Here is a 23,653-nt window from a genome sequence, read left to right on the forward strand (position 1 = left end):
ATATATACATCGAGGAAATATTGAAAGTTATCATATTTTGGCAGGAAAATATGTATTTGTTATAAATAGTTTATATGCAGAAAGAGGTTATTTATGTATCGTAATTTAGATAAATTTCAAGTGGAAGCTGTAACTAGCAGCAAAAAGAATTTATTAGTAGTAGCAGCTCCGGGAAGCGGAAAAACTACCGTTATAATTAATAGGGTGGTGCACCTAATTAACGAGAAAAATGTGAATCCAGATAATATAATAGTAATAACTTTTACTAAAGCTGCCGCCTTAAATATGAAAAATAGGTTTTTGGGATTAGCTAGTGGAAGTAAGGCTCCATTTTTCGGCACACTTCATGCTTTGTTTTATAAAATATTAAGAAGAGCCTATGGAGAAATAAATATAATTGAAGCCTATGATAGCTTTAAAGTAATAAATGCTACTTTAGTTAAATATTTAGATGAAGTCAGTGAAGATAAGGTAAAAGAGCTTTTAAACAATATTTCTATTTTTAAATCAAGCTTTATCAAAATTGAGGATTTTACTCCTTCTATGGACAAAGATATTTTTAAGGAATGCTATAAAAATTATGAAGAATATAAATCTTCAAAGGGACTTTTAGATTTTGACGACTTACAGATAAAATGTAAATTGCTATTTGAAAAAGAACCTATGCTGCTTCAAAGGTATAGGAGACTGTTTAAATACATATTAGTAGATGAATTTCAAGATTGTGATGGACTACAAATTGAGCTATTAAAAACCTTAGCAGAGGATAACTCCTTGTTTGCAGTGGGGGATGAAGATCAATGCATATACTCTTTTAGGGGTTCTAAGCCAGAATGCATGGTAAATTTTTCTCAGCATTTTAAGAAGGGCCATAAGATATATCTTTCATATAATTATAGAAGTGCTCACAACATAGTAGAGCTTTCTAAAAAAATTATCATTAATAATAAGATAAGAAATTCAAAGAATATAATTCCTTTTAGAAAAGATAATAAAACTATTGTATGGAAAAATACGTATAATGAGGGACAGCAAACTGAAAAGATTATAGACATTATAAGCAAGCAAAATAGTGAAGAGTTCCATTATAAGGACAATGCCATACTATATAGAACTAATATGGAAAGCAGGAGTTTAATTGATGGATTTATAAGAAAAAAAATTCCTTTTGTTATATTGGACAAAGAATATAATTTTTATGAACATTTTATATGTAAGGATTTAATCTCTTATCTTAAATTAAGTATAGATCCTTTTGATAGAGAGAGCTTTATAAGAATAATAAATAAACCTTTTAGATATATAAGCAGAAGTAATTTAGACATAATTAAAGAATATAAATATAAAGAAGATTGTTTTTATATTTTTAAAAACTACTGTGAAGCAGCAGATTTCCAAATGAAGGTTATGGATAAGTTAAAGAGTACTATACAAAGTTTAAATAAAATGTCTCTTAGAAGTGCTATTGATTACATAATAATGGATTTGGCGTACATAGACTATTTAAGAGAATATTGTAATAAATTTAAATTAAGCATTGAAGAATTGGAAGAGATAATGGAAGAGTTTAAAAGTTCTGCAGAAGGATATAATAGTATAATATCTTTTTTGGCACACATAGAAGTATTCAAAGAAGAAGTAAGTAAAAATAAACCCACTAGTAATGAAGAGGGAGTAATAATAAGCACCATTCATGGCGTGAAGGGTATGGAGTTTAAAAATGTTTACGTAATAAACTGTAATGAAGATAATATACCCCATATAAATAGTATGGAAAACATAGAAGAAGAGAGAAGACTTTTTTACGTAGCTGTAACTAGAGCTATAGACAATCTTTATTTAATCTCAACTAGAAATATCAGAGGGAAGATGAAAGAAAAATCTAGATTTATTGAAGAATGTGGTATTGAAAATGAATATATTGGTAAGTATAAAAAGGGAGATAAAATTTTTCATAAAGCTTTTAAAGAGGGTATAATACAAGAAATCAAAGAAAAAGAAATAGATATTAAATTTAATGATATAGTAAGAAAGTTTGATTTAGATATATTGATCGTTAATGGTCTTATAGAAAAAATTTAGAAGATTTAAAAAGTATGCTTTTTTATATAAATGTGTTATACTATTACTTGATAATGATGGGGAATATGAAATGCAATTGTTTCATTTAATATATCACATTTCATTGGAAAGGGGAATGGTTTATGATAGCCTTTAAAACTATGTGGAAAGATATAAGTGAGATCTTAGGAAATGAAGATCAACCATTAGATTTTAAGGTTGTAGAGAGATTTACTAATGGTTTCGTTGTAAGAGAAAATGATGATACTACCTTTATTACTAAAGAAGATTTTGTGGATTTTTGGTGTAAACTGCTTTACTATAATAAAATATCAAAAAATGAGGTATTAAAAGATCAATTAAAATCTAAATATATATATGATTTAGTAAAAAAGCTGCCCTATGTTATTGAGAAGCAAGAAATATTGACATTGGAAGAATAATGCATATACAGGGTTTCTGTATCGAAACTTAACTTATACATGTTCCAAAATCACAGTTTTAAGTTATTATGGTGCATGTATAGGAGGATGTGAAAACATAGGTGTTCTTTTTCACGGGCCGCTCGTGGAGTTCCACGCGCGGTGTAGGGAAACCTATAGAACACCTTTTTTCACAGACTCCTATAAGTTATAGTTGAGTTAGAAACCCTAGATTATTGAATATTAAAATTTTATATTATATAATTTTATTAGGCTCATGTTCAAATTAGAATATGAGCTTTTAAATTATTTAGCGAAGAGGTATTAGTATGGAGCTTTCAAACATGAATCCTAAGGATGTAATTTTTTCTTTAGATATAGGAACTAGGTCAATAATAGGTGCTGTTGGTGTGGTTAAGGATAAAAAGCTAAGGATATTAGCAGAAAAGTATGTGGAACATGAAGAAAGAGCTATGGTAGATGGTCAAATTCATGATATTAACTTAGTAGCTAATACAGTACAGACTGTTAAAAGTGAATTAGAAAAAGATTTAGGCATTAAGCTTACTGATGTGGCTATTGCTGCTGCGGGAAGATTTTTAAGGACATCTTTAGCAAAAGCTGATATGGATATAGATAGTGAAAAAGATATAGATAAAGAAATGGTTAGGAGCCTAGAATTAACAGCTGTAAAAAAAGCAGAAGAGGATGTAAATAAGCAAACAGAGGGAAAGCTATATTGCGTTGGATATACAGTAAAAAGTTATTATTTAAATGGCTATGTAATATCTAATCTATTGGCTCATAAGGGAGAAAATATATCTGTGGAAGTTATTTCTACTTTTTTGCCTAGGTCTGTAGTTGATAGCTTATATGCAGTAATGAAGAAAGTGAATCTTAATGTGTTTAGTTTAACCTTGGAGCCTATAGCAGCTATAGAGGCTGCTATACCACAGAGCTTAAGATTGTTAAATCTAGCCCTGGTAGATATAGGGGCAGGTACTTCTGATATTGCCATAAGCAGTAAAGATACTATATCTGCCTTTGGTATGGTACCTATGGCAGGAGACGAGATAACAGAAATAATAGCTCAGAATTACTTAGTGGATTTTAACACTGCTGAATATATTAAAAAGCAATGCAGCGAAAAAGAAAATATTACATATACTGATGTATTAGGATTAGAAAATGAAGTGACTTCAGAGGAAGTTATTAGAGTTATATTACCTGTAGTTGAAAAAATTACGGAGGAAATAGGAACTAAGATAATAGACTTAAATGGAGGAAAAGCTCCTAATGCGGTATTTTTAGTTGGAGGAGGGGCGCATACTCCTAGATTAAAAGAATTCTTATCTAAAAAGCTCAACCTGCCCTTACAACGTATAGGAATTAAAGGAAGAGATGCAGTATCAGACTGCATCTGCTTAGATAATGAGTTAGGTAGTATTGGAGTTACAGTATTAGGTATAGCTCTAATCGCTATAAAAAACTCCGGACATGATTTTATAAATGTAATTCTTAATGGCAATGTTATAAGCTTATTTAATTCTCATAAGCATACTGTAACCGATGTAATGCTTCAGGCGGGTATAAATCCTAAAATCCTTATGGGCAGAAATGGTAAAAATATTAGATTCACGTTAAATGGAGGGAAAAGACTGGCTTTTGGTTCTTTAGCATCTAATGCGGAAATTAAAATTAACGGAAGGACATCTTCTCTTGAATCCGAGGTTAATGAAGGTGACAACATAGAGATAACTGTGGCTCAAGATGGAAAAGATGCAGAACCTAAAATTTTAGATTACATTAACAATGTTAATGCTATTAGCTTCTTTTACAACGATATAATTCAAAACTTAGAACCCATAAGCTTTAAAAATGGGGAAAAAGTAAGTATAAACACCTTAATTCATGAAAACGATGAGGTTTTAATTATATATCCTGCTACAGTTGGAGACTTTAAGAAGTATTTTTTATATCAGGAAGATTCCGTGGGGAATATGAAATTTTCCTTAAGAGAAGAATTGGTGTCTGAGGATTATATGATAAAAGAAGGCGATAGAATTTATAAAGTCATAGCAGATGAAACTGAAAATGAGGATTTAGAAGAAAAACTAAAAGATACTCCTCAAGAAGCACAGATAGCTGAGGATATTATAGTTAGTAATGAAAAAGAGATGAATAAAGTAGAGGATGATAATACAATAACTATAGTGGTTAATGATAATACTACAGTTTTAAAGGGAAAGGGAGAGTATGTATTTATAGATGTTTTTGATTTTATAGATTTCGATTTAACTATACCTAGAGGAAGGATAGTTTTAGAGCTTAATGGAAAAGAAGCAGGGTATTACGACAAGTTAAATGAAGGGGATTCCATAAAAATATACTGGAAACAATAATTTATGTAAGGAGAAAGCAACATGACTGATTATAATATAAATTTTTTAGAAGAAGCTGAAAATATTAAAGAACAACTCATAGCTTGGAGAAGGGATTTTCACCAAAATCCTGAATTAGGTTTTGAAGAGTATAGAACCTCAAAGGTAATAAAGGAATTTTTGGATAGCGAAGGAATTTCTTATTTATCCGTTGCCAATACAGGAATTTGTGCTATTATAAAAGGTGCAGCTTCTAATGGCGTAAAGAAAAAGACTATTGGCATAAGAGCGGATATCGACGCTTTACCTCTAAAGGATAACAAAGGCTGTAGTTATGCTTCAAAGGTTGAGGGTAAAATGCACGCTTGCGGCCATGACGCTCATATGACTGTGCTTCTAGGAGTAGCTAAAATTTTAAATAAACATAAAGATAAGCTAAAAGGAAATGTAAAACTAATCTTTGAGCCTGCGGAGGAAACCGTAGGAGGAGCTAGATTTATGATTAAGGAAGGAATCCTAGAGAATCCAAGGGTAGATGGAGTAATAGGACTTCATGTATCTGAAGCTATTGAGGCAGGTAAAGTAGGTATAAAGCAAGGAGTGTTTAATGCTGCATCTAACCCTTTTACTATCAAAATAAAGGGTAAGGGTGGTCATGGAGCTCACCCAGAAGATACCATAGATCCGGTTTTTATATCGAGTCAGGTTATTATGGCATTACAGAGTATTGTAAGCAGAGAGATACCACCTCAATCTCCGGCGGTAGTTACCATAGGAAGTATACATGGAGGCACTGCTCAAAACATTATTCCTGAAGAGGTAGAGCTTAAGGGCATAATTAGAACTATGAAAACCGAGCATAGGGAATTAGCCAAGAAAAGATTGGTTGAAATAACAGAAGGTATTTGCAAAACCATGAAGGCTAGCTGTGAAATAAATATAGAAGAGAGCTATCCTTGTCTATATAATGATGATAATATGATAAAGTTATTAAAAGAAGGTGCAGAAAAGATAGTTGGCAGCGAAAATATTTTAGAATTAGAATATCCTAGTATGGGAGTAGAAAGCTTTGCATATTTTTCTATGGAGAGACCTTCAGCTTTTTACTTTTTAGGCAGTGCAAATTTTATTAAGGGTATTGATAAACCTGCCCATGGAAGTTTATTTGATATCGAAGAGGATTGTCTCCCATTAGGAGTAGCTATACAATGTCAAACAGCTTTTGACTTTTTAAACTATAGATAAACAATTTGAAGACTTAGGAGTGATTTTGTGAAAATAAACATAGGACCTAATGAAGCAGGACAGAGAATAGATAAATTTTTAAGAAAATTATTAAAGGATGTACCCTTAAGCGCTATATATAAGTGCTTAAGAAAGGGTGATGTTAAGGTTAATGATAAAAAAGTAAAAGAGAAATATATGCTGGCTGAAGGGGACTTTTTAGAAATAAAATACGTAGAAAGTCATATGAAGAAGGAAATTAACTTTCAAAAGGTAGAAGCAAATTTTAAAGTTACTTATGAGGATGAAAACATGCTGTTAGTTGAAAAATGGCCCGATGTTTTAGTGCATTCAGACAGAAAAAATGGAGAGCCTACCCTAACGGATTATGTCTTGTCCTATTTACATGAAAAGGGAGATTATATTCCAGAAAAGGAGTTGACCTTTACGCCGGCCTCTTGTAATAGATTAGATAGAAATACTTCAGGTATTGTTATTTTTGGCAAAAATTTCGAAGCATTAAAATTGTTAAATGAAATGATACGAGACAGGAGAATAAATAAATATTATGTAGCCTTAGTAAAAGGAAGAATAAAGGATGGAAGATATGATGCTTATATTTTAAAAGATGAAGGTGAAAATATCTCAAAGATCTATAACGAAAAGAGATCAAATACAAAACAGATATCCATGGAGGTTAAAACCTTAGAGACTAATGGTCTATTCTCTTTTATAGAAATAGATTTAATTACAGGCAGAAGTCATCAGCTAAGGGCACACTTATCCCACTTAGGAAATCCTATTGTAGGGGATAATAAATATGGGGATAAGAAGTTAAATAGCTTTTTTACTAATAAATATGGCTTGAATTATCAATTCCTATATGCTTATAAGCTAATTTTTAGAGATTGTCCCGAGAGACTAGATTATTTAAACAATAAAACTATTGCTGAGACTTTGCCGCCTATTTTTAAAAAGATTAAATATGATGTGTTTAAATTTTAGTTAGGATTGAGGAGAGAGAGATGAAAGAGCAATCCACCACAAAGGGATTTGCGGTGTTGTCCATAGCAGGGATATTAGTGAAAATATTATCCTTGCTGTATGTACCTTTATTATTACAGATAATTGGAGATGAAGGTTATGGAATTTATACCGCATCCTATGACATTTTTAGCTTAATCTATGTTATGACCACTGCTGGTATGCAAGTGGCAGTGGCAAAGCAGGTTTCTGAGCTCATAGCATTAAATAATTATAAGGATGCAGTAAAAACCTTTAAGATAGCTAGAGCTTTACTGCTTTTAGTGGGGACTTTAGCCTCATTACTGCTTATGATATTTGCTCAGCCCATAGCAAATGCAACTAAGAGTAGTAAATCCTTTTATGCAATTATAGCATTATCTCCCACAGTGTTAGTAACTTCTGTTTTATCAGCCTATAGAGGTTATTTTCAAGGCAGAAGCATAATGACTCCTACTGCAATATCTCAAATAATTGAGCAAATTGCTAACATTGTATTAAGTCTGTTTTTTGCATATATCCTTATAGGTAAAAACATTGAGCTTGGAGCTGCTGGAGGAACCATAGGTACAACAGTTGGTGCTCTAATAGCGGTAATTTACTTAATGATGCTTTACAAAAAGCATAGAGCTATCAAAGTTACTAAAAGTGAGATTAATTCGCCAGAAGTTAAGAGGTTATCCAATAAACAATTATTAAAAAGGCTAATTAAATATGGAATGCCTTTAACCTTAAGCTCTGGAATGCAATATTTAGGAGCTGTAATAGATATGGCCCTAGTTAAGATCAGATTAGAAGTAGCTGGCTTTGGTGAGCTTGATAGAAATATTAAATACGCTCTCTTAGGTAAATATAAGACTTTGATCTATGTACCTTTAGCAATCATAGCTGCTCTTTCAGCTGCGGTGCTTCCGGCTATATCTAGATCTGTGGTTTTAAATGATAAAAAAGCGGTAAAGGAAAAGATAAATTTTGCTTTGAGAGTAAGCTATTTAATTTCTATACCCTCTGCAGTGGGACTAGCAGTTTTAAGTAAACCTTTGTATACATTGCTGTTTTCAGAAAGATTTTCTGGAGGAGCACAGCTTATGCAGTATGGTTCTATTGTGGTGGTTTTGATGGCGGTGGTGCAAATACAAACCACTATACTTCAAAGTATGAACAGACTATACATAGTTTTAGTATCCTTAGGGGTAGGTATATTAGCAAAACTAATTTCTAACTACATATTCATTGCAATGCCAGAGATAAATATAAATGGGGCGATAATAGGAAGCATTCTATGTTTCTTAATACCTATGATCATAAATAATATAGCACTGAGAAAAACTCTTAAGATTAGGATAAGTTTACTTAAGCACGCTTTTAAACCTTTAGTAGCCTCTGCCTTTATGGGACTTATCGTTTATATCACCTATTTTAATGTAGAAACCCTTCTTATAAATCATATTCATAGTAGAATAATAAGTTCTATACCTACTCTTGTATCAATTGCTGTTGGTATGGTAGTATATGGTTATGGGTTAATTCTCACTGGAGGAATTACGAAAAAAGATTTAGCAATCATGCCAGCTAGATTATTAAAATTAATACCTTCTTTTGTAATAAAAAGAATCAGATAGAATTAAAAAGCAAAGCTTAGGGCTAAATACTTAGCCAAGCTTTGTTTTTTATATTTCTATCATAGATCATAGTATTTTATGAGAAAATTCTTTTAGTATTCCTTCCTTTCTTCGGCTATCATTGAGATAATCAGTAATGAAAATCCTAATAATATAATAATTAAATATTTTATTAAGCCCAAAGAGCTTGGAAGTATCAGATTTATATAAGATATCAGATAATAGATCAGTAACGCAAAAAATAAGTTTATAAGAATATTAGGTAGAGAAAGCCTTATTTTACAAACCTTATTTATTTCATAGAGATTTAGGCATAGTGTTAATACTGAAGTTATCATTATTGTAATTCCATATCCAAATATGTTTATATTTTTAACAGCAGTTAAGATATAAAGGCAAAATACCTCAATAATAGATATAACTAAAGAGTTTCTAAGTATAATACTCTGCTTTCCTAAACCGTTCAGCATGCCATAGGTGCTAGCCGCACAGTAAAATAATGGAGCGCAGAGGGATGCAAATTTAATATAGGGACCTAAGTCATTGCGATTAAAAAACATAACACCTAGACTATCGGGTATATTATTGCAAATTATTAAAGTAGATAATCCTAATAAAAATGAAATCTTAAGCACTTCGTATATTCTTTTCTCTGCAGAATAAATATCTTTCTTATTCATGGTTTGCGATAGGTCCGGAATTAGTATAGTAGATATGGAAGATATAACTATCATAGGGAAAAATACTATATTTAAAGTCATTCCAGTGAACTTGCCAATTAAAGAAAGGGCAGTACTATATTCAAAACCAGCAACTAATAATCTACGAGGAACAATTAAGGTAGAAACCGTGGCTAAGGTGGTTGATAAAAATCCATTTAAACATAGGGGTACGGCAATAACTAAAACGTTAAATAGCAGCTGTGCTCTCCCTTCCGTTTTACAATAAGCTTTAGGCAGCTTAAGGGAATCTTTTTTATAGTATATATAAAGTAAAAGTAAGCTGATAAATTCCCCGATACAAAGAGCTATATAAGCTGAGGTTACTGTAGCAGTAATATTATCCGGAGAAAATAATTTTGAAATTACAAGTATTATTCCTATTCTTACGGCCTTCTCAAATATATCAATAAATGCTGGTACGGTAATTTTGGAAATACCGTAAAAGTAGCCCTTGAAGATATTGGATATACATATAAATACCATAGCAGGACAAGTTATTCTTATAGCGTCTAAGGTTCTTTCATCCTTAATTACAAATTTACTTATGTATGGTGCAAAAATAAAAACTAAAAATGTTATTAAAAGAGCCCATATTAAATTAAATATTATAGTAGTTCTTACAGTTTTTTTTAAGTTTCCAAATTCATTTTTATCGTAATAAACTGCAGATAATTTTGATATAGCAGTGATAACTCCAGCGCAGATAAGGCAGATAAATAGATTGTATATAGGCATAACTAATCCATATAGTCCCATACCCTCGGCGCCAAGCTCTCTAGAAAGGATTATAGAAAACATAAAGCCTAATACACCAGTAGTTAAATTGGATAGCGTGAGTAAAAACGAGTTTTTATAAAATTTATCTTTTTTCATTATTAGCTCTTTTACAAGATTCTCTCCTTAATAGTAGTAACATTAATTATTATTCTGTTTCTAAAATTTATATTCATAGTTTTAGTTTAAACCTGGGAATTTTAAAAATTTAAGTTGTTCGCAAAACATCTATTGTGATACTATAAAATATAGAAAATGAGGTGGGAGAATATGTTTAGATGTGTCATATGCGGAATGATAATTAACGAAAAAAATTATAATTTAAATTCCAATGCATTTTTAAATAAACATAAGGATAAGGGGGATTTATTTTACTGTCCCTTTTGCGGAGTAGGAAAGGAGTTTATTCAAGAGGAGTACGAAAAAGACTTAGCCTTTTATGAGGAATTAGATCCAAACACTGTAAAAATTTTAGATCATGCTATGAAGCTAGAAGTCTTTAATGGTGATTTTTATAATAAGGCTTCTAGGCTATGCAAGGATTTTAAAAATAAAAAAGTCTTTGAAGATCTTTCAACGATTGAATTCATGCATGCCAATATTCATAGGAGATTAATAGGTATTACTGAACTACCCAAATTAGCTGATATAAGCTATGAAAAATATGATAACGATATTAAACTGTTAGAATTGGCTAAAAAAAGAGAAGAGCACGCTGTAGCTTATTACGATAAATATTTTTTTCAAATTGAAAATGCTAGAATTAAGAAAATATTCAATGCATTAAAAGCTGTAGAAAAAGAACATATAATAATTATTATTAATTAAAAGCATATATCTTTAAAATTAAAAATCAATATTGTATAATATAAATATAAAAGTGTAACACTTTATATTTTATATATATACCTCCTTAATATGTAATTATTTGTTGTATTAATAAATATATATTAGTAAGCAATTAATTTCGGAGGAATAATGAAAAAGTTTGTTAATTTTATAATATGCTTTATAGTGTTAATAGCTATGATTTTTATAATGATGAAGTATTATAAAACCTATGATATAAAGATTAAGGACAAAAATATTTCATGGAAAGTTTTATATAAGGGCTTAAAAGATGCCAGAGATTTTGTCTATGATGAGGAAGGAAATTGTTATATTGCTTTTAAGGATAGAATACAATCTATAGATAATAGTGGTAAGAGCAATATTATGCTAAAAGATAAAGAATTAGATATAGCTTCTTTAGCTTATAGTAAAGAATTTTTATATTTTTCTTCTAAAACTAATGTATATAGTTATAATATAAAAAGCGGTTCTAAAGAGATAATAATTAAGGATATACCCAATTATGGGGACTATAACAAAAGCAAAGTAATTATTAAAGATAATTCTGTGTATGTAACTATAGGAGCTGTTACAAATTCAGGAGTAGTAGGTCCAGATAATTTATGGCTAGAAAAGTATCCTTTTAGTTACGATATAACTCCTAAAGCTATAACTATTAAAGGCAAGAATTTTGATAAAGGTACCACAGGAGCCTTTATACCCTATAAAACAAAGAATGTTTCTGGTCAAATAATTCCAGCCCATTTCCCAGGAAATGCATCTGTTATAAGGGTAAATATGGAAACTAAGAATGTAGAATTGTATGCTTGGGGTATAAGAAATATTGAGGGCATAGATTATAACAGTGAAGGTAAAATCTTAGCTTCTGTAGGTGGTATGGAGGATAGAGGTTTAAGACCTATAAAAGGTGATTCAGACTATATCTTTGAGATAAAACTTGGATTATGGTATGGTTGGCCAGATTATAGTGGAGGAGATCCTGTAGATTCTCCTAGGTTTAAAGGGGAAAATGAACTTAGAGTAGGATTTTTGTTGGACAAGCATCCTACCACTAATCCACCAGCACCATTGCATCAGCATAATAACTTAAGTTCCTTGGCTTCTTTATCCATTGATAGAAATGCTATACTAGGAGAGAAAGATAGTATATATTTTTATGATAGTAAAGATAATATATTATATGGATTAACTAAGAGCGATATATTAAAAGATAAACTAGAATTTAATGCAGATGCAAGAATACAGAATATTAAGTTTTATAAAGGCGGATTGGCCATACTTGATGGTAAGGAAGGTGTTTTATATTCCGTAGAGAATATTAAAGCTATTTATGCTGAAGGTAAGAACAATAAAGACATTGTAATATATTGCACATTGATATTATTTATAATAATAATAGTAATATTGCTCATAAAGAGCAAAAATAAATAATAAAGAAGGAATCACCAAATGAAAAATAAGATAGAATTTACTTATGGAAGAGCTTTAAAGGGATTAATGTTTGCAGTAAATCCATTAAAAAAAATAGTTCTAAAAACCCACTGTATTGTTCATAAGTTTATAAATATTCAGGCAATACAGATACTTAATAATGATGGGTATACTGAAGCTTCAAAGTTTTATAAAAAATATGTTAAGCCTTTAAATGAAGGAGTCACTTGGGCGGATCAAGATTTTAAAAGTTCCAATCACTTCTATCATGTAACTAAAGGTAGAGGATTGTATGGATTTTCAGATGCTCTAACAGAATGTAAAAAATACTATAATTGTGCAGTAAGGTTTTTAGAAGCTGGAGATGTAAATAAAGCTATGTTTTATCTTGGAGCTTCCTGTCATTTAATTCAAGATGCAACGGTGCCTCACCATGTAAATAATAAATTACTGAAAAGTCATAGAAAGTTCGAACTTTGGATAATATCAAAATTATTAACGGATTATTCTTTTGCCGTGGAACAGGGTACATCTAGATATCCTAATTTAGAAGATTATATAAAGAATAATGCTAAATTAGCTAATAGTACTCATACTAAATATTTTGCAGTGCAAAGTAAAGAGGAAAAGTATTATAAAATGACTTCTGTTATATTGAGGGAAGCTCAAATAACTACCGCTGGTTTTATGTTGGATTTTTATGAGAATAATGTTAAGGTATCCTCAAAACAATAATTCTTCCATAAAATGGAGGAGTTATTTTTTTTATGTGGAATAAATAATTGATATACTTAGAAAGAGGAGGATACCATGGTGAAAGAATTTACAATAAATTTAGAAAAAGAAAGCTTCAAAGGAAATTTATTAGATATAGGTGGAAAAAATTATGGGATTATATATAATTTATATAAGCATTACAATAAGGATACAAAGCTTGAGTACATTGAAAACTCAAAAGATAATGAGAAAATAGAGCATAAATATTACAATGTAGTGACCTTATTCTTTTATCTAAATTCTTTATGGTCAAATGTAGATATGAAAAAAATCATAAAAGAGTGCTTAAACTATCTTAAAGAAGATGGAGAAATTATGATTTGGGATATAAGCAAAAAATACAATGAGGTATTGCACTGTTCCATAAAAGTAATGCTTCCAGAAAATAAGATGAAGGAGATTAGAATAAAGGACTATAATTTACTTAAATCTAAAAGTAAGGAAAACACTGTAAAGATTATTGAACCTTACTTCGATATACTTGAAATAAGAGAAATTAAGGAATTATATTATATAAGAGCAAAAAGGAAGGGATTATATAAAGATGAAGATTTTACTAACAGCAATAAATTCAAAGTACATTCACAGCAACTTAGCAGTAAGATATTTAAAAGCTTACACAAAGGATCTAAATTATGATGCGGTGATAAAAGAATTTTCAATAAATGAATTAAGAGAAAAAATATTAGAAGAGATCATTGCAGAAAAGCCAGATGTAGTGGCTTTTTCCACATACATATGGAATATAACCTATGTAGAAGAGTTATCTAAACTGATAAAAATTATTGACCATAATATAGAAATTTTATATGGTGGACCAGAGGTTAGCTACGATGCCTGTGAATTTTTAAAAAATTGTACTGGAGACTATGTTATAGAGGGGGAAGGAGAAGAAGCTTATAGGGAGTTTATAGAATACAAGTTAAATTTAAGAGAGTTAAATGAAATTAAAGGTTTATACTATAAATATTCAGATTCATTAGAGGCGTATAAGATTAATTATAATGGCAGAAGGCCGCTTATGAATATGAACAATATAATATTTCCCTACGAAGCGCAGGAAGTATTAGATAATAAGATAGTATACTATGAAGCTTCAAGAGGCTGTCCTTTTAATTGCAAATATTGCTTGTCTTCTACGCAACATGGTGTGAGGTTTTTAGATATAGATAGGGTAAAAAGAGAGCTGCAATTTTTAATAGATAAAAAGGTAAGGTTGATAAAATTTGTAGACAGAACCTTTAATTGCAATAGTAAGTTTGCTATGACCATATGGAACTTTCTTATAGATCAACGTACAGACACCGTTTTTCATTTTGAGATTTCTGCAGATATATTAAAAAAGGAAGAAATAGAGCTATTAAGTAGAGCGCCTAAAGGCAGATTTCAATTTGAGGTGGGAGTGCAAACCACTAATGACGAAGTACTTAGAAATATAAATAGATTTGTTAATTTTGATGATATAAAAGAAAAGATAGAAGAGATGCAAAGAATCAAAAACATTAAGCAACATTTAGACTTAATAGCAGGATTGCCAGGAGAAAACTTTGAATCTTTTAAAAAGTCCTTTAATGATGTTCATTCTATTAGGCCTGAGGAGATACAGTTAGGATTTTTAAAGCTTTTAAAAGGTTCTTCTATGAGAGAAGAGGCTAAGCAGTGGGGAATGAGATATTCGCCTTTTCCGCCTTACGAGATCTTGAGCACGAAGGATATAAGTTATTTTGAATTATTAAGGCTAAAGAAGATAGAGGCTATGGTAGATAAATATTATAATTCACAAAAATTCAAAAATATTTTAGCTTTTTTTCAAGATAAATTTCCGTCGCCCTTTGACTTTTTTGAAGAGCTGTCAAAGTTTTTTTATGAAAAAGGATATTTTCATAGAAGTATATCTAACTCAGAATATTATAAAGTATTTTTAGATTTCAATAAGGAAATCCTAAAAGAGGATAATATAGCTTTAAAAGAAATAGTTAGATATGATTACTTGCAATCCAACAAAAGGAGAGGGATGCCAGAGTTTATCTTTAATACTCTAAATGAAAATGAAGAGAGAAGCATTAGGGAATACTTAAAAGAGAACTTTGGTAAAAAGTCTAGCCAATATTATATTGAAAAATTTAATATAGATATATTAAATTTTGTTAAAAGTAAAAAAATTAGTGCAAAAGTACATTATATTTTGTCAGAAGTAGATGAAAAAGAAAAATCAAGAGATATTACAGAAGAATTAAATATATATTGATATTTCTACAAAAATATATTTATTTTTATGAATAGCGGGAATATTCCTGTGAAATCCTTTTAATTAGTGAAAAATAAATGAATTTATACTATTAATTAACTTCATTTATGTTGAAAAAAATATAAAAGCTAGTATAATTAATAATATATCTATATTGTAATTAATACTATATTAAGTATTAATGAATATAAATTTTAATATAATTAAAATTGTTTTAGAAGGTGGTGATATATTTTGGCTTTAGAAGCAATAAATGAAATTAAAAAGGCCGAGGCTTTGGCAGAAGAAAAAATCAAAAATGCTCAGCAGCAAAGCAAGGATTTGGCGAAAAATGCTAATGCAAAGGCTGAGGAGGAATTCGAAAGAATAATCAATGAAGCAAAACTTGAAGCTAAGAACATATTAGATAGAGCTATTGCTTCTGGTAATGAGGAAGCAGCCCCCATTTTAGAAAAGGGTAAGTCAGAAAAAGAAGCTATATTAAATATTTCTAAAGAGGTTATGGATAAGGCTGTTAATTTAGTGATTGAGAGGATAGTGAAGATTAATGGCAATAGTTAAAATGAGTAAATTCACCTTATTTGCCTTTGAATCACAAAAGGAAGCATTGCTAGATAAATTCCATAAATTTGAGAATGTTCAATTTGTAAATCTGCAAGAGAATGCAGAGGAAGAATTCAATTTCCTCATGAAGGATTCCCAAAAGGAAGAACTTTCTGAAATTGAAGGAGATTTAGCGAAAGTAAGATTTACACTGGATATGTTAGAGCCATATGTGGAGAAGGAAAAAGGCATGAAGGCTCTTATGAAAGGCAAAAAAAGTATTACATATTCAGAGTTAAATGAAATTGGAAGCAAGACCTCTTGGAAGGATATTTATGAAGCATTGAAAGAAAAAGATGAAGAATTAGCTTCTTTAAAAAATGAAGTTTCAAAAATACACTCAGAGGTGGAGCTGCTAACTCCTTGGAACAAACTGGATTGTGCCTTTGGTGATTTAAAAGCTCTTAATTCAGTAGCTTGCTATTTAGGTACTTTGCCAAAAGCCTTTAAGGATACCTTTAGAGAAAGCTTAGACAGAGAAATTCCTTATTCTTACATAGAAATATTAAGTGAGGTTAAGGATGAAATCAATGTGCTTATTGTAGTTCATAAGGATTATGCTAAGGATGCTCAGGATATTCTAAAAAGCTATAGCTTTAGTAAAGCTAATGTAAATTACGAGGAAATGCCTTATGAAATATTAAATAGCTTTGGAGAGAGAATAAAGGAGCTATCTTTGAGAGAAGCACAAATCAAAGAAGAAATTAAAAGCTATGATAAGGATTTAGAAGCATTACAAATAGTTTATGAGTATTTAGCTAATAGGGCTATGAAATGCGAAGCTTGCGAAAATTTCTTAAAGACAGAGCATATAATTGCTCTTCGTGGATGGCTTCCTACAAATCTCGTGGAAGAATTTAAAACTGTAATAACCTCAGTAACCTCTGAGGATGTTTATATAGAATTTGAGGAAGCAGAGCTAGAAGATGGAGAGGTTCCAATATTACTTAAGAATAATAAAGTAGCAAAGGCTTTTGAATCTATTACCAAGATGTATAGCTTGCCAAAATACAATGAAGTAGACCCTACACCGCTGCTTACACCCTTCTATCTTGTATTTTTCGGTATGATGCTGGCAGATGCAGGCTATGGAGTTGTAATGTTCATAGCATCAGTGTTAGCTCTTAAATATTTAAAGTTAGAAGAGTCCCAAAGAGATTTTGTTAATTTCTTTAAATATTTAAGCATACCAACCTTTATAGTAGGAGTACTTTACGGAGGTTACTTTGGTGACGCTATAAAAATACCTGGATTAATAAACCCAGGTAACGATGTTATAAAGGTTTTAATAGGTTCTATGGCTTTAGGACTTATTCACTTATATGTAGGGCTAGGCATTAAGGCTTACATGATAATTAAAAATGGAAGCATAATTGACGCGGTTTACGATGTTTTATCCTGGTATTTAGCATTAACAGGAGGATTATTACTTTTAGCAGGAAATTCTATAGGACTATCACCTTTAGCCATAAACATATCAAAATATGTTATGTTGTTAGGAATGGCCATTATTGTACTCACTCAAGGCAGATCCAATAAAAATATTGGAGCAAGGCTTGGTGCAGGATTATATGCGCTATATGGCATAAGTGGTTATGTAGGGGATTTGGTTTCTTATTCAAGACTTATGGCTTTAGGATTGGCTGGAGGTTTCATAGGAGGAGCATTTAACCTTATGATAGGTCTTTTAGGTAATGGACCAGCTAAATGGATTTTTGGTACTTTAATATTTGTTGCGGGTCATGTGTTCAACTTATTATTATCTGCACTAGGAGCTTATGTTCACACTTGTAGGTTACAATATGTAGAATACTTTGGTAAATTTTATGAAGGTGGAGGAAAGCCTTTTACACCTTTTAAATCAAAAAATAAATATATTAACATTAAAGAAAATTAGGAGGAATTAATTATGGAATTAATGAAATGGATGGCAGAAAATCACGGAGGACTAGTAATGGCAGCTCTTGGTATGGCATTAGCTGTTATTTTACCAGGAATAGGTTCAGCAAGAGGAGTTGGTCTTGTAGGAGAGGCTGCATCAGGATTAATTACAGAAGAACCAGATAAATTCGGTAAGTCTTTAGTGCTACAATTGTTACCAGGAACACAAGGTCTTTATGGATTCGTTATAGGATTAATAGTGTTTTTAAAATTAGATAGTGCAATGAGTATATCTCAAGGTTTTTACTTATTTATGTCTTGCTTGCCAATAGCCTTTGTAGGTTGGAAGTCAGCTATATCTCAAGCTAAAACAGCCGCAGCAGGTATCTCTATATTAGCTAAGAATCCAGAACATAATACTAAAGGTATCATTTATGCAGCTATGGTTGAAACCTATGCATTATTAGGATTCGTTATCTCCTTGTTATTAGTAAATAAGACTTTCTAATTAAAATTACCTTTAGTTAAGGATGTGAAGATATGTCTAATTTAAATAATTTAACTTCTAAAATAGTGGAAGATGCTTCAAACAAAGCTGACTCCATTATGGAAGAAGCTAAAGCCCAAGAAAAATTAATTATAGATAACAAGGTTAAAGAGGCTGAAAAGCTAAAGAGTGAAATATTAGAAAAGGCTCATTTGGAAGCAAAAAATAAAAAAGATAGGGTTATATCTAATGCAGAATTACAGGTTAGAAATGAAAAACTTAGAGCAAAGCAAGAAGTGATAAACAAGGTAATGAAAGCATCCTTAGAAACTCTATCCAACATGGATACAGATAAGTATTTAACTTTGGTTAAAGATTATATTATAGCGATGAAGCTAAAGGATGTGCAGGAGCTTATAGTGCCAGAAAGGTATAAAGAAGCCATAACATTAGACTATATTACTGGTGTTAACATGGCTATTAAAGCTTCTGGATGCACTGGAGAAGTAGTTAAAAGCCTCCATAGCAGAGACATAGTTAGTGGATTTATACTGACTAAAAACGGTATAGACATGAACAATAGCTTTGAAACTCTTCTTTCATATATGAGGGATGACTTAGAGGCTGATATTGTTAAGGTGCTATACAATGAAATGTAGGGAGGATAGCCATTATGGATAGAATGGACTTTACTCAAGCAGTGGCTAGGCTCAGGGTATTAGAAACAAGACTTCTCAATAAAGCAAAAATAGAAAGAATGATTGATAGTGTTTCTGCGGAAGAAGCTCTCAAGGTTTTACAAGAGAGCGAGTACTCTGCTTTCATGAGCAATGTAAAGCATGCAGAAGATTATGAGATATTGCTTAAGGAGGAGTTAAAGAGAGTATATGCTCTTATGTATGAGGTTTCTCCCCATAGACAGATTATAGATATAATGAGTTTGAAGTATGATTATCATAACTTAAAGGTATTATTAAAAGGCAAGGCTCTAAATAAGGAGTTGTATTATCTATTAATGCCTGTAGGTACAGAAAGCGTAGAGAAATTAAAGCTGTATATGACTACAGGTGAGTTTAAGGAATTAACTCCTTTAATGAGAGAAGCTCTAATGAAGGCAGAAAAAGCTTATCATGAAGAAAATGATCCTCAAAAGATAGATATTATTTTAGACTTATATATGTATAAAGATATGTTATCTAGAGCTATAGCTACTAAATATGATTTTATAGTAAATTATGTAAAGCAAAATATTGATTTTATAAATATAAAGACTTTTATTAGATTAAAAAAGCAAGAAAAGAATGTCAAGTTCTTAAAAGAGGTGCTTATTGAGGGAGGAAATATTCCTCAAGAAGTATTTATAAAATCCTTTGATGATAGTTTAGATAACTTCATAAATAAGCTATCTCCTTATAACTATAGCGATATGTTAAGAAAAAGCTTAGAGGATTTTGATAAGGATGGAAAGCTTAATATATTAGAGAAACTATCCGAGGATTATGTTATGGAAAAGGCTAAGAAAGCAAAATACATAACTTTTGGTCCTGAACCTCTGTTTGCATATATGATTGCTAAAGAGACAGAAATAAAAATCATAAGAATTATTATGGTAGGTAAGGTTAATAAGATATCTCCTGAACGTATAAGAGAAAGGCTGCGTGATATCTATGTATAAGATAGGAGTTGTGGGGGATAAGGATTCCATTTTAGCTTTTAAGGCTATAGGAATTGATGTATATCCCGTAATAGAAATAGAAGAGGCACGAAAGACCATTGATAGAATGGCAGCAGATAATTATGCGGTTATTTTTGTAACTGAGCAAGTGGCTAAAGATTTAGAGGAGACCATTGAAAGATATAATAAATCCATGCTTCCTGCCATTATACTGATTCCAAGCAACCAAGGCTCACTAAATATAGGTATGCAAAGAATCCAAGATAACGTAGAAAAAGCAGTGGGCGTTAATATATTATAGGAAGGTAGGTAGGTATCTTGAAAACTGGAAAAATAGTAAAAGTTTCAGGTCCTTTAGTTGTAGCTGAAGGAATGGATGAAGCTAATATATATGACGTTTGTAAAGTAGGAGAGAAGGGCCTTATCGGAGAAATTATTGAAATGAGAGGAAATAAGGCTTCCATACAGGTATATGAAGAGACTTCAGGTATAGGACCTGGGGACCCAGTATATACCACAGGAGAGCCTCTAAGTGTAGAATTAGGACCAGGATTAATAGAGTCTATGTTCGACGGTATTCAAAGACCTTTGGATGCTTATCTTGAGGCGGCACAAAGTAACTTCTTGAAAAAAGGTATAGAAGTATCTCCATTAAATAGAATAAAGAAGTGGGCTTTTGAACCTAGGGTAAATGAAGGAGATAAAGTAACCTCAGGAACTGTAATAGGTGTAGTACAAGAAACTGCTGTAGTGGAACATAGAGTAATGGTGCCTTACGGAGTAGAAGGTACTGTAAAGGTAATAAAAGCCGGAGAATTCACTATTGAAGAAATAGTATGTGTTTTAGAAACTGAAAAGGGATTAAAAGAATTAAGCTTAATGCAAAAATGGCCTGTTAGAAAAGGAAGACCCTACGTTAGAAAATTAAATCCTGTGGCTCCAATGGTTACAGGTCAAAGGGTTATTGATACCTTCTTCCCTGTGGCAAAGGGTGGTACTGCCAGCGTTCCAGGACCTTTCGGAGCTGGTAAGACAGTAGTTCAGCACCAGATAGCTAAATGGGGAGATACTGAGATAGTGGTATATGTTGGCTGCGGAGAGCGCGGAAATGAAATGACAGACGTTCTTAATGAGTTCCCAGAGTTAAAGGATCCAAAAACAGGAGAATCCTTAATGAAGAGAACTGTGCTTATTGCTAACACTTCAAACATGCCTGTGGCAGCTAGAGAAGCTTCCATATATACTGGTATCACCATTGCAGAATATTTTAGGGATATGGGATACTCTGTAGCTATAATGGCGGACTCTACCTCCCGTTGGGCAGAAGCCTTAAGAGAGATGTCTGGAAGACTTGAAGAGATGCCAGGAGACGAAGGTTACCCAGCTTATCTAGGTTCAAGACTTGCAGAGTTCTATGAAAGAGCTGGTAAAGTAATATGCTTAGGTAATGAAGGAAGAGAAGGAGCTGTTACTGCTATAGGAGCGGTTTCACCTCCAGGAGGAGATATATCAGAGCCAGTTTCGCAGGCTACCTTAAGAATCGTTAAGGTTTTCTGGGGACTGGATGCTCAATTAGCTTATAGAAGACATTTCCCTTCTATAAACTGGTTAAATTCTTATTCATTATATGCAGATAAAATCGGAGAATGGATGGATAAGGATATTGCATCTGACTGGACTGAACTCAGAACAGAAGCTATGGCACTTTTACAAGAAGAAGCTAACTTAGAAGAAATAGTTAGACTTGTTGGTATAGACGCTTTATCTGAAAAGGATAGATTAAAGCTTGAAGTAGCTAAGTCTCTAAGAGAAGACTATTTACAACAAAATGCTTTCCACGAAGTGGATACCTATGCTTCTTTGGATAAGCAATATAAGATGCTAAAGCTAATTCTTCAATTCTTTAGAGAAGCACAAAAGGCTTTAGATGCAGGTGTATACTTAAATAAGGTATTAGACTTACCAATTAGAGATAAGATAGCTAGAAGTAAGTACATACCTGAAGCTGAAATAGCTAAAATAGATGACATATCTAAAGAGCTTTCAGTGGCTATGGAAGACTTAATCAGCCAAGGAGGTGTACTACATGCTTAAGGAATATAGAACCGTTACAGAAGTGGTTGGACCACTTATGGTAGTAGAAGGTGTAGAAGGCGTAAAATTCGATGAATTAGTTGAAATAGAGATGCATAACGGAGAAATGAGAAGAGGTAAGGTTCTTGAAGTAAATGGCAGCAAAGCCATGGTTCAGATCTTTGAAGGCTCCTCAGGAATAAATCCTAAGGGAACAAAGGCTAAATTCTTAGGAAGACCTCTAGAACTTGGAGTTTCTGAAGATATGCTTGGAAGAGTCTTTGATGGTATGGGAAGACCGAAGGATAACGGTCCAAAGATAATACCAGAAAAAAGATTAGATATAAACGGAGAGCCTATAAATCCAGTGGCTAGAAATTATCCTTCAGAGTTTATTCAAACTGGAATATCTGCCATAGATGGCTTAAATACTCTAGTTAGAGGACAAAAGCTTCCTGTATTCTCAGGTTCAGGTTTACCTCATGCTCAGTTAGCTGCTCAAATAGCAAGACAGGCAAAGGTGTTAAGTTCAGATTCAAAATTTGCCGTGGTATTTGCGGCCATAGGTATAACTTTTGAAGAGGCGGAGTTCTTTATTGAAGACTTCACAAGAACTGGCGCCATAGATAGATCTGTTCTATTTATGAATCTAGCTAATGATCCAGCTATAGAAAGAATAGCTACTCCAAGAATGGCTCTTACTTGCGCTGAATATTTAGCTTATGAAAAAGGAATGCACGTGCTAGTTATAATGACAGATATAACAAACTATGCAGAGGCTCTACGTGAGGTTTCCGCAGCAAGAAAAGAGGTTCCTGGAAGAAGAGGATATCCAGGATATCTATATACAGACCTTTCAACTCTATATGAAAGAGCAGGAAGGTTAAGAGGAAAAGAGGGTTCCATCACTCAAATACCAATACTTACTATGCCTGAAGATGATAAAACTCACCCAATACCAGACTTAACTGGCTATATAACTGAGGGACAGATAATACTTTCAAGAGAGCTTTACAAAAAAGGTATTATGCCTCCAGTGGACGTTTTACCATCCCTTTCAAGACTTAAAGATAAAGGTATAGGTAAAGGAAAGACAAGAGAAGACCATGCAGATACTATGAACCAATTATTCTCAGCTTATGCTCAAGGTAAGCAAGCTAAAGAATTAGCAGCCATCCTTGGAGAATCTGCACTTTCAGACAACGATAAGAAGTTTGCTAAATTTGCAGAGGCTTTTGAAAAGGAATATGTATCCCAAGGCTTTACCACTAATAGATCCATAGAAGAAACCCTAAGCTTAGGTTGGAAGCTTCTTAAGATATTACCAAGAACAGAGCTTAAGAGAATAAGAGATGAGTATTTAGATAAATACATGCCACTAAGAGAGGAAGACTAGT

General features: G+C 31.9%; 20 protein-coding genes. 19 read left to right on the plus strand and 1 reads right to left on the minus strand.

The features are described from left to right. Positions 1-93 precede the first annotated feature (93 nt). From BN2665_RS03215 to BN2665_RS03240, 6 genes are all read left to right on the plus strand, one after another. Positions 94-2,082, plus strand: a complete 1,989-nt coding sequence (locus BN2665_RS03215) for an ATP-dependent helicase (RefSeq protein ID WP_055665675.1) — start codon at positions 94-96, stop codon at positions 2,080-2,082. Positions 2,083-2,204: 122 nt separating this feature from the next. Further along, complete coding sequence (locus tag BN2665_RS03220; protein WP_055665676.1) at positions 2,205-2,504, plus strand: hypothetical protein; 300 nt, start codon at positions 2,205-2,207, stop codon at positions 2,502-2,504. Between the two features lie 308 nt (positions 2,505-2,812). Then, positions 2,813-4,885 (plus strand): cell division protein FtsA, encoded by a 2,073-nt coding sequence (locus BN2665_RS03225; protein WP_055665677.1) that lies wholly within the window; start codon positions 2,813-2,815, stop codon positions 4,883-4,885. A gap of 21 nt (positions 4,886-4,906) precedes the next feature. Next, positions 4,907-6,109, plus strand: a complete 1,203-nt coding sequence (locus BN2665_RS03230; RefSeq protein WP_154674854.1) for a M20 metallopeptidase family protein — start codon at positions 4,907-4,909, stop codon at positions 6,107-6,109. Between the two features lie 27 nt (positions 6,110-6,136). Continuing rightward, positions 6,137-7,093 (plus strand): RluA family pseudouridine synthase, encoded by a 957-nt coding sequence (locus BN2665_RS03235; RefSeq protein ID WP_055665678.1) that lies wholly within the window; start codon positions 6,137-6,139, stop codon positions 7,091-7,093. A gap of 20 nt (positions 7,094-7,113) precedes the next feature. Continuing rightward, positions 7,114-8,733, plus strand: a complete 1,620-nt coding sequence (locus BN2665_RS03240; protein WP_055665679.1) for a putative polysaccharide biosynthesis protein — start codon at positions 7,114-7,116, stop codon at positions 8,731-8,733. 92 nt (positions 8,734-8,825) lie between these two features. On the opposite strand, the gene spoVB is transcribed toward BN2665_RS03240, so the two are convergent. Then, positions 8,826-10,328, minus strand: a complete 1,503-nt coding sequence (gene spoVB, locus BN2665_RS03245; RefSeq protein WP_055665680.1) for a stage V sporulation protein B — start codon at positions 10,326-10,328, stop codon at positions 8,826-8,828. 171 nt (positions 10,329-10,499) lie between these two features. Between spoVB and BN2665_RS03250 the strand changes: the two genes are divergently transcribed. The 13 genes from BN2665_RS03250 (at position 10,500) to BN2665_RS03310 (ending at position 23,652) form a co-directional block, all read left to right on the plus strand. After that, positions 10,500-11,057, plus strand: a complete 558-nt coding sequence (locus BN2665_RS03250) for a ferritin family protein (protein ID WP_055665681.1) — start codon at positions 10,500-10,502, stop codon at positions 11,055-11,057. 150 nt (positions 11,058-11,207) lie between these two features. Continuing rightward, positions 11,208-12,512, plus strand: coding sequence for a PQQ-dependent sugar dehydrogenase family protein (locus BN2665_RS03255; RefSeq protein ID WP_195892651.1), 1,305 nt, complete (start codon positions 11,208-11,210; stop codon positions 12,510-12,512). Between the two features lie 18 nt (positions 12,513-12,530). Further along, a complete protein-coding gene (locus BN2665_RS03260) occupies positions 12,531-13,247 on the plus strand; it encodes a zinc dependent phospholipase C family protein (protein ID WP_055665683.1) in 717 nt (238 codons plus the stop codon). A gap of 75 nt (positions 13,248-13,322) precedes the next feature. After that, positions 13,323-13,928 carry a hypothetical protein gene (locus BN2665_RS03265; RefSeq protein WP_055665684.1) on the plus strand — a complete coding sequence of 202 codons (606 nt, stop codon included), beginning with the start codon at positions 13,323-13,325 and terminating at the stop codon, positions 13,926-13,928. Beyond that, on the plus strand, positions 13,834-15,537 hold the full coding sequence (locus BN2665_RS03270) for a B12-binding domain-containing radical SAM protein (protein ID WP_055665685.1): 1,704 nt from the start codon (positions 13,834-13,836) through the stop codon (positions 15,535-15,537). The genes BN2665_RS03265 and BN2665_RS03270 overlap by 95 nt, the downstream gene beginning before the upstream one ends. 234 nt (positions 15,538-15,771) lie before the next feature. After that, the gene (locus BN2665_RS03275) at positions 15,772-16,098 is read left to right on the plus strand and encodes a hypothetical protein (protein WP_055665686.1); all 327 of its coding nucleotides are present in this window, start codon (positions 15,772-15,774) and stop codon (positions 16,096-16,098) included. Next, positions 16,085-18,037, plus strand: coding sequence for a V-type ATP synthase subunit I (locus tag BN2665_RS03280; protein ID WP_055665687.1), 1,953 nt, complete (start codon positions 16,085-16,087; stop codon positions 18,035-18,037). Before BN2665_RS03275 ends, BN2665_RS03280 begins: the two co-directional genes overlap by 14 nt. A gap of 12 nt (positions 18,038-18,049) precedes the next feature. Beyond that, the gene (locus BN2665_RS03285; protein ID WP_055665688.1) at positions 18,050-18,529 is read left to right on the plus strand and encodes a V-type ATP synthase subunit K; all 480 of its coding nucleotides are present in this window, start codon (positions 18,050-18,052) and stop codon (positions 18,527-18,529) included. Positions 18,530-18,561: 32 nt separating this feature from the next. Beyond that, on the plus strand, positions 18,562-19,167 hold the full coding sequence (locus BN2665_RS03290; protein WP_055665689.1) for a V-type ATP synthase subunit E: 606 nt from the start codon (positions 18,562-18,564) through the stop codon (positions 19,165-19,167). 14 nt (positions 19,168-19,181) lie between these two features. Then, complete coding sequence (locus BN2665_RS03295; protein WP_055665690.1) at positions 19,182-20,183, plus strand: V-type ATP synthase subunit C; 1,002 nt, start codon at positions 19,182-19,184, stop codon at positions 20,181-20,183. Beyond that, positions 20,176-20,484 carry a V-type ATP synthase subunit F gene (locus BN2665_RS03300; protein ID WP_055665787.1) on the plus strand — a complete coding sequence of 103 codons (309 nt, stop codon included), beginning with the start codon at positions 20,176-20,178 and terminating at the stop codon, positions 20,482-20,484. Before BN2665_RS03295 ends, BN2665_RS03300 begins: the two co-directional genes overlap by 8 nt. A gap of 17 nt (positions 20,485-20,501) precedes the next feature. Continuing rightward, entirely contained in the window at positions 20,502-22,277 is a 1,776-nt protein-coding gene (locus BN2665_RS03305; RefSeq protein WP_055665691.1) for a V-type ATP synthase subunit A, read from the plus strand. Continuing rightward, positions 22,270-23,652: a V-type ATP synthase subunit B gene (locus tag BN2665_RS03310; RefSeq protein ID WP_055665692.1), complete on the plus strand. Its 1,383-nt coding sequence runs from the start codon at positions 22,270-22,272 to the stop codon at positions 23,650-23,652. The genes BN2665_RS03305 and BN2665_RS03310 overlap by 8 nt, the downstream gene beginning before the upstream one ends. Position 23,653 lies beyond the last annotated feature (1 nt).

Source organism: Desnuesiella massiliensis (assembly GCF_001403615.1).
Classification (GTDB): domain Bacteria; phylum Bacillota; class Clostridia; order Clostridiales; family Clostridiaceae; genus Desnuesiella; species Desnuesiella massiliensis.

What these genes read in the sequence shown, in the direction of transcription:
- BN2665_RS03215 (WP_055665675.1), top strand. Translation starts at nt 94, where the DNA reads ATGTATCGTAATTTAGATAAATTTCAAGTGGAAGCTGTAACTAGCAGC.
- BN2665_RS03220 (WP_055665676.1), top strand. Translation starts at nt 2,205, where the DNA reads ATGATAGCCTTTAAAACTATGTGGAAAGATATAAGTGAGATCTTAGGA.
- BN2665_RS03225 (WP_055665677.1), top strand. Translation starts at nt 2,813, where the DNA reads ATGGAGCTTTCAAACATGAATCCTAAGGATGTAATTTTTTCTTTAGAT.
- BN2665_RS03230 (WP_154674854.1), top strand. Translation starts at nt 4,907, where the DNA reads ATGACTGATTATAATATAAATTTTTTAGAAGAAGCTGAAAATATTAAA.
- BN2665_RS03240 (WP_055665679.1), top strand. Translation starts at nt 7,114, where the DNA reads ATGAAAGAGCAATCCACCACAAAGGGATTTGCGGTGTTGTCCATAGCA.
- spoVB (WP_055665680.1), bottom strand. Translation starts at nt 10,328, where the DNA reads ATGAAAAAAGATAAATTTTATAAAAACTCGTTTTTACTCACGCTATCC.
- BN2665_RS03250 (WP_055665681.1), top strand. Translation starts at nt 10,500, where the DNA reads ATGTTTAGATGTGTCATATGCGGAATGATAATTAACGAAAAAAATTAT.
- BN2665_RS03255 (WP_195892651.1), top strand. Translation starts at nt 11,208, where the DNA reads ATGAAAAAGTTTGTTAATTTTATAATATGCTTTATAGTGTTAATAGCT.
- BN2665_RS03260 (WP_055665683.1), top strand. Translation starts at nt 12,531, where the DNA reads ATGAAAAATAAGATAGAATTTACTTATGGAAGAGCTTTAAAGGGATTA.
- BN2665_RS03265 (WP_055665684.1), top strand. Translation starts at nt 13,323, where the DNA reads ATGGTGAAAGAATTTACAATAAATTTAGAAAAAGAAAGCTTCAAAGGA.
- BN2665_RS03270 (WP_055665685.1), top strand. Translation starts at nt 13,834, where the DNA reads ATGAAGATTTTACTAACAGCAATAAATTCAAAGTACATTCACAGCAAC.
- BN2665_RS03280 (WP_055665687.1), top strand. Translation starts at nt 16,085, where the DNA reads ATGGCAATAGTTAAAATGAGTAAATTCACCTTATTTGCCTTTGAATCA.
- BN2665_RS03285 (WP_055665688.1), top strand. Translation starts at nt 18,050, where the DNA reads ATGGAATTAATGAAATGGATGGCAGAAAATCACGGAGGACTAGTAATG.
- BN2665_RS03290 (WP_055665689.1), top strand. Translation starts at nt 18,562, where the DNA reads ATGTCTAATTTAAATAATTTAACTTCTAAAATAGTGGAAGATGCTTCA.
- BN2665_RS03295 (WP_055665690.1), top strand. Translation starts at nt 19,182, where the DNA reads ATGGATAGAATGGACTTTACTCAAGCAGTGGCTAGGCTCAGGGTATTA.
- BN2665_RS03300 (WP_055665787.1), top strand. Translation starts at nt 20,176, where the DNA reads ATGTATAAGATAGGAGTTGTGGGGGATAAGGATTCCATTTTAGCTTTT.
- BN2665_RS03310 (WP_055665692.1), top strand. Translation starts at nt 22,270, where the DNA reads ATGCTTAAGGAATATAGAACCGTTACAGAAGTGGTTGGACCACTTATG.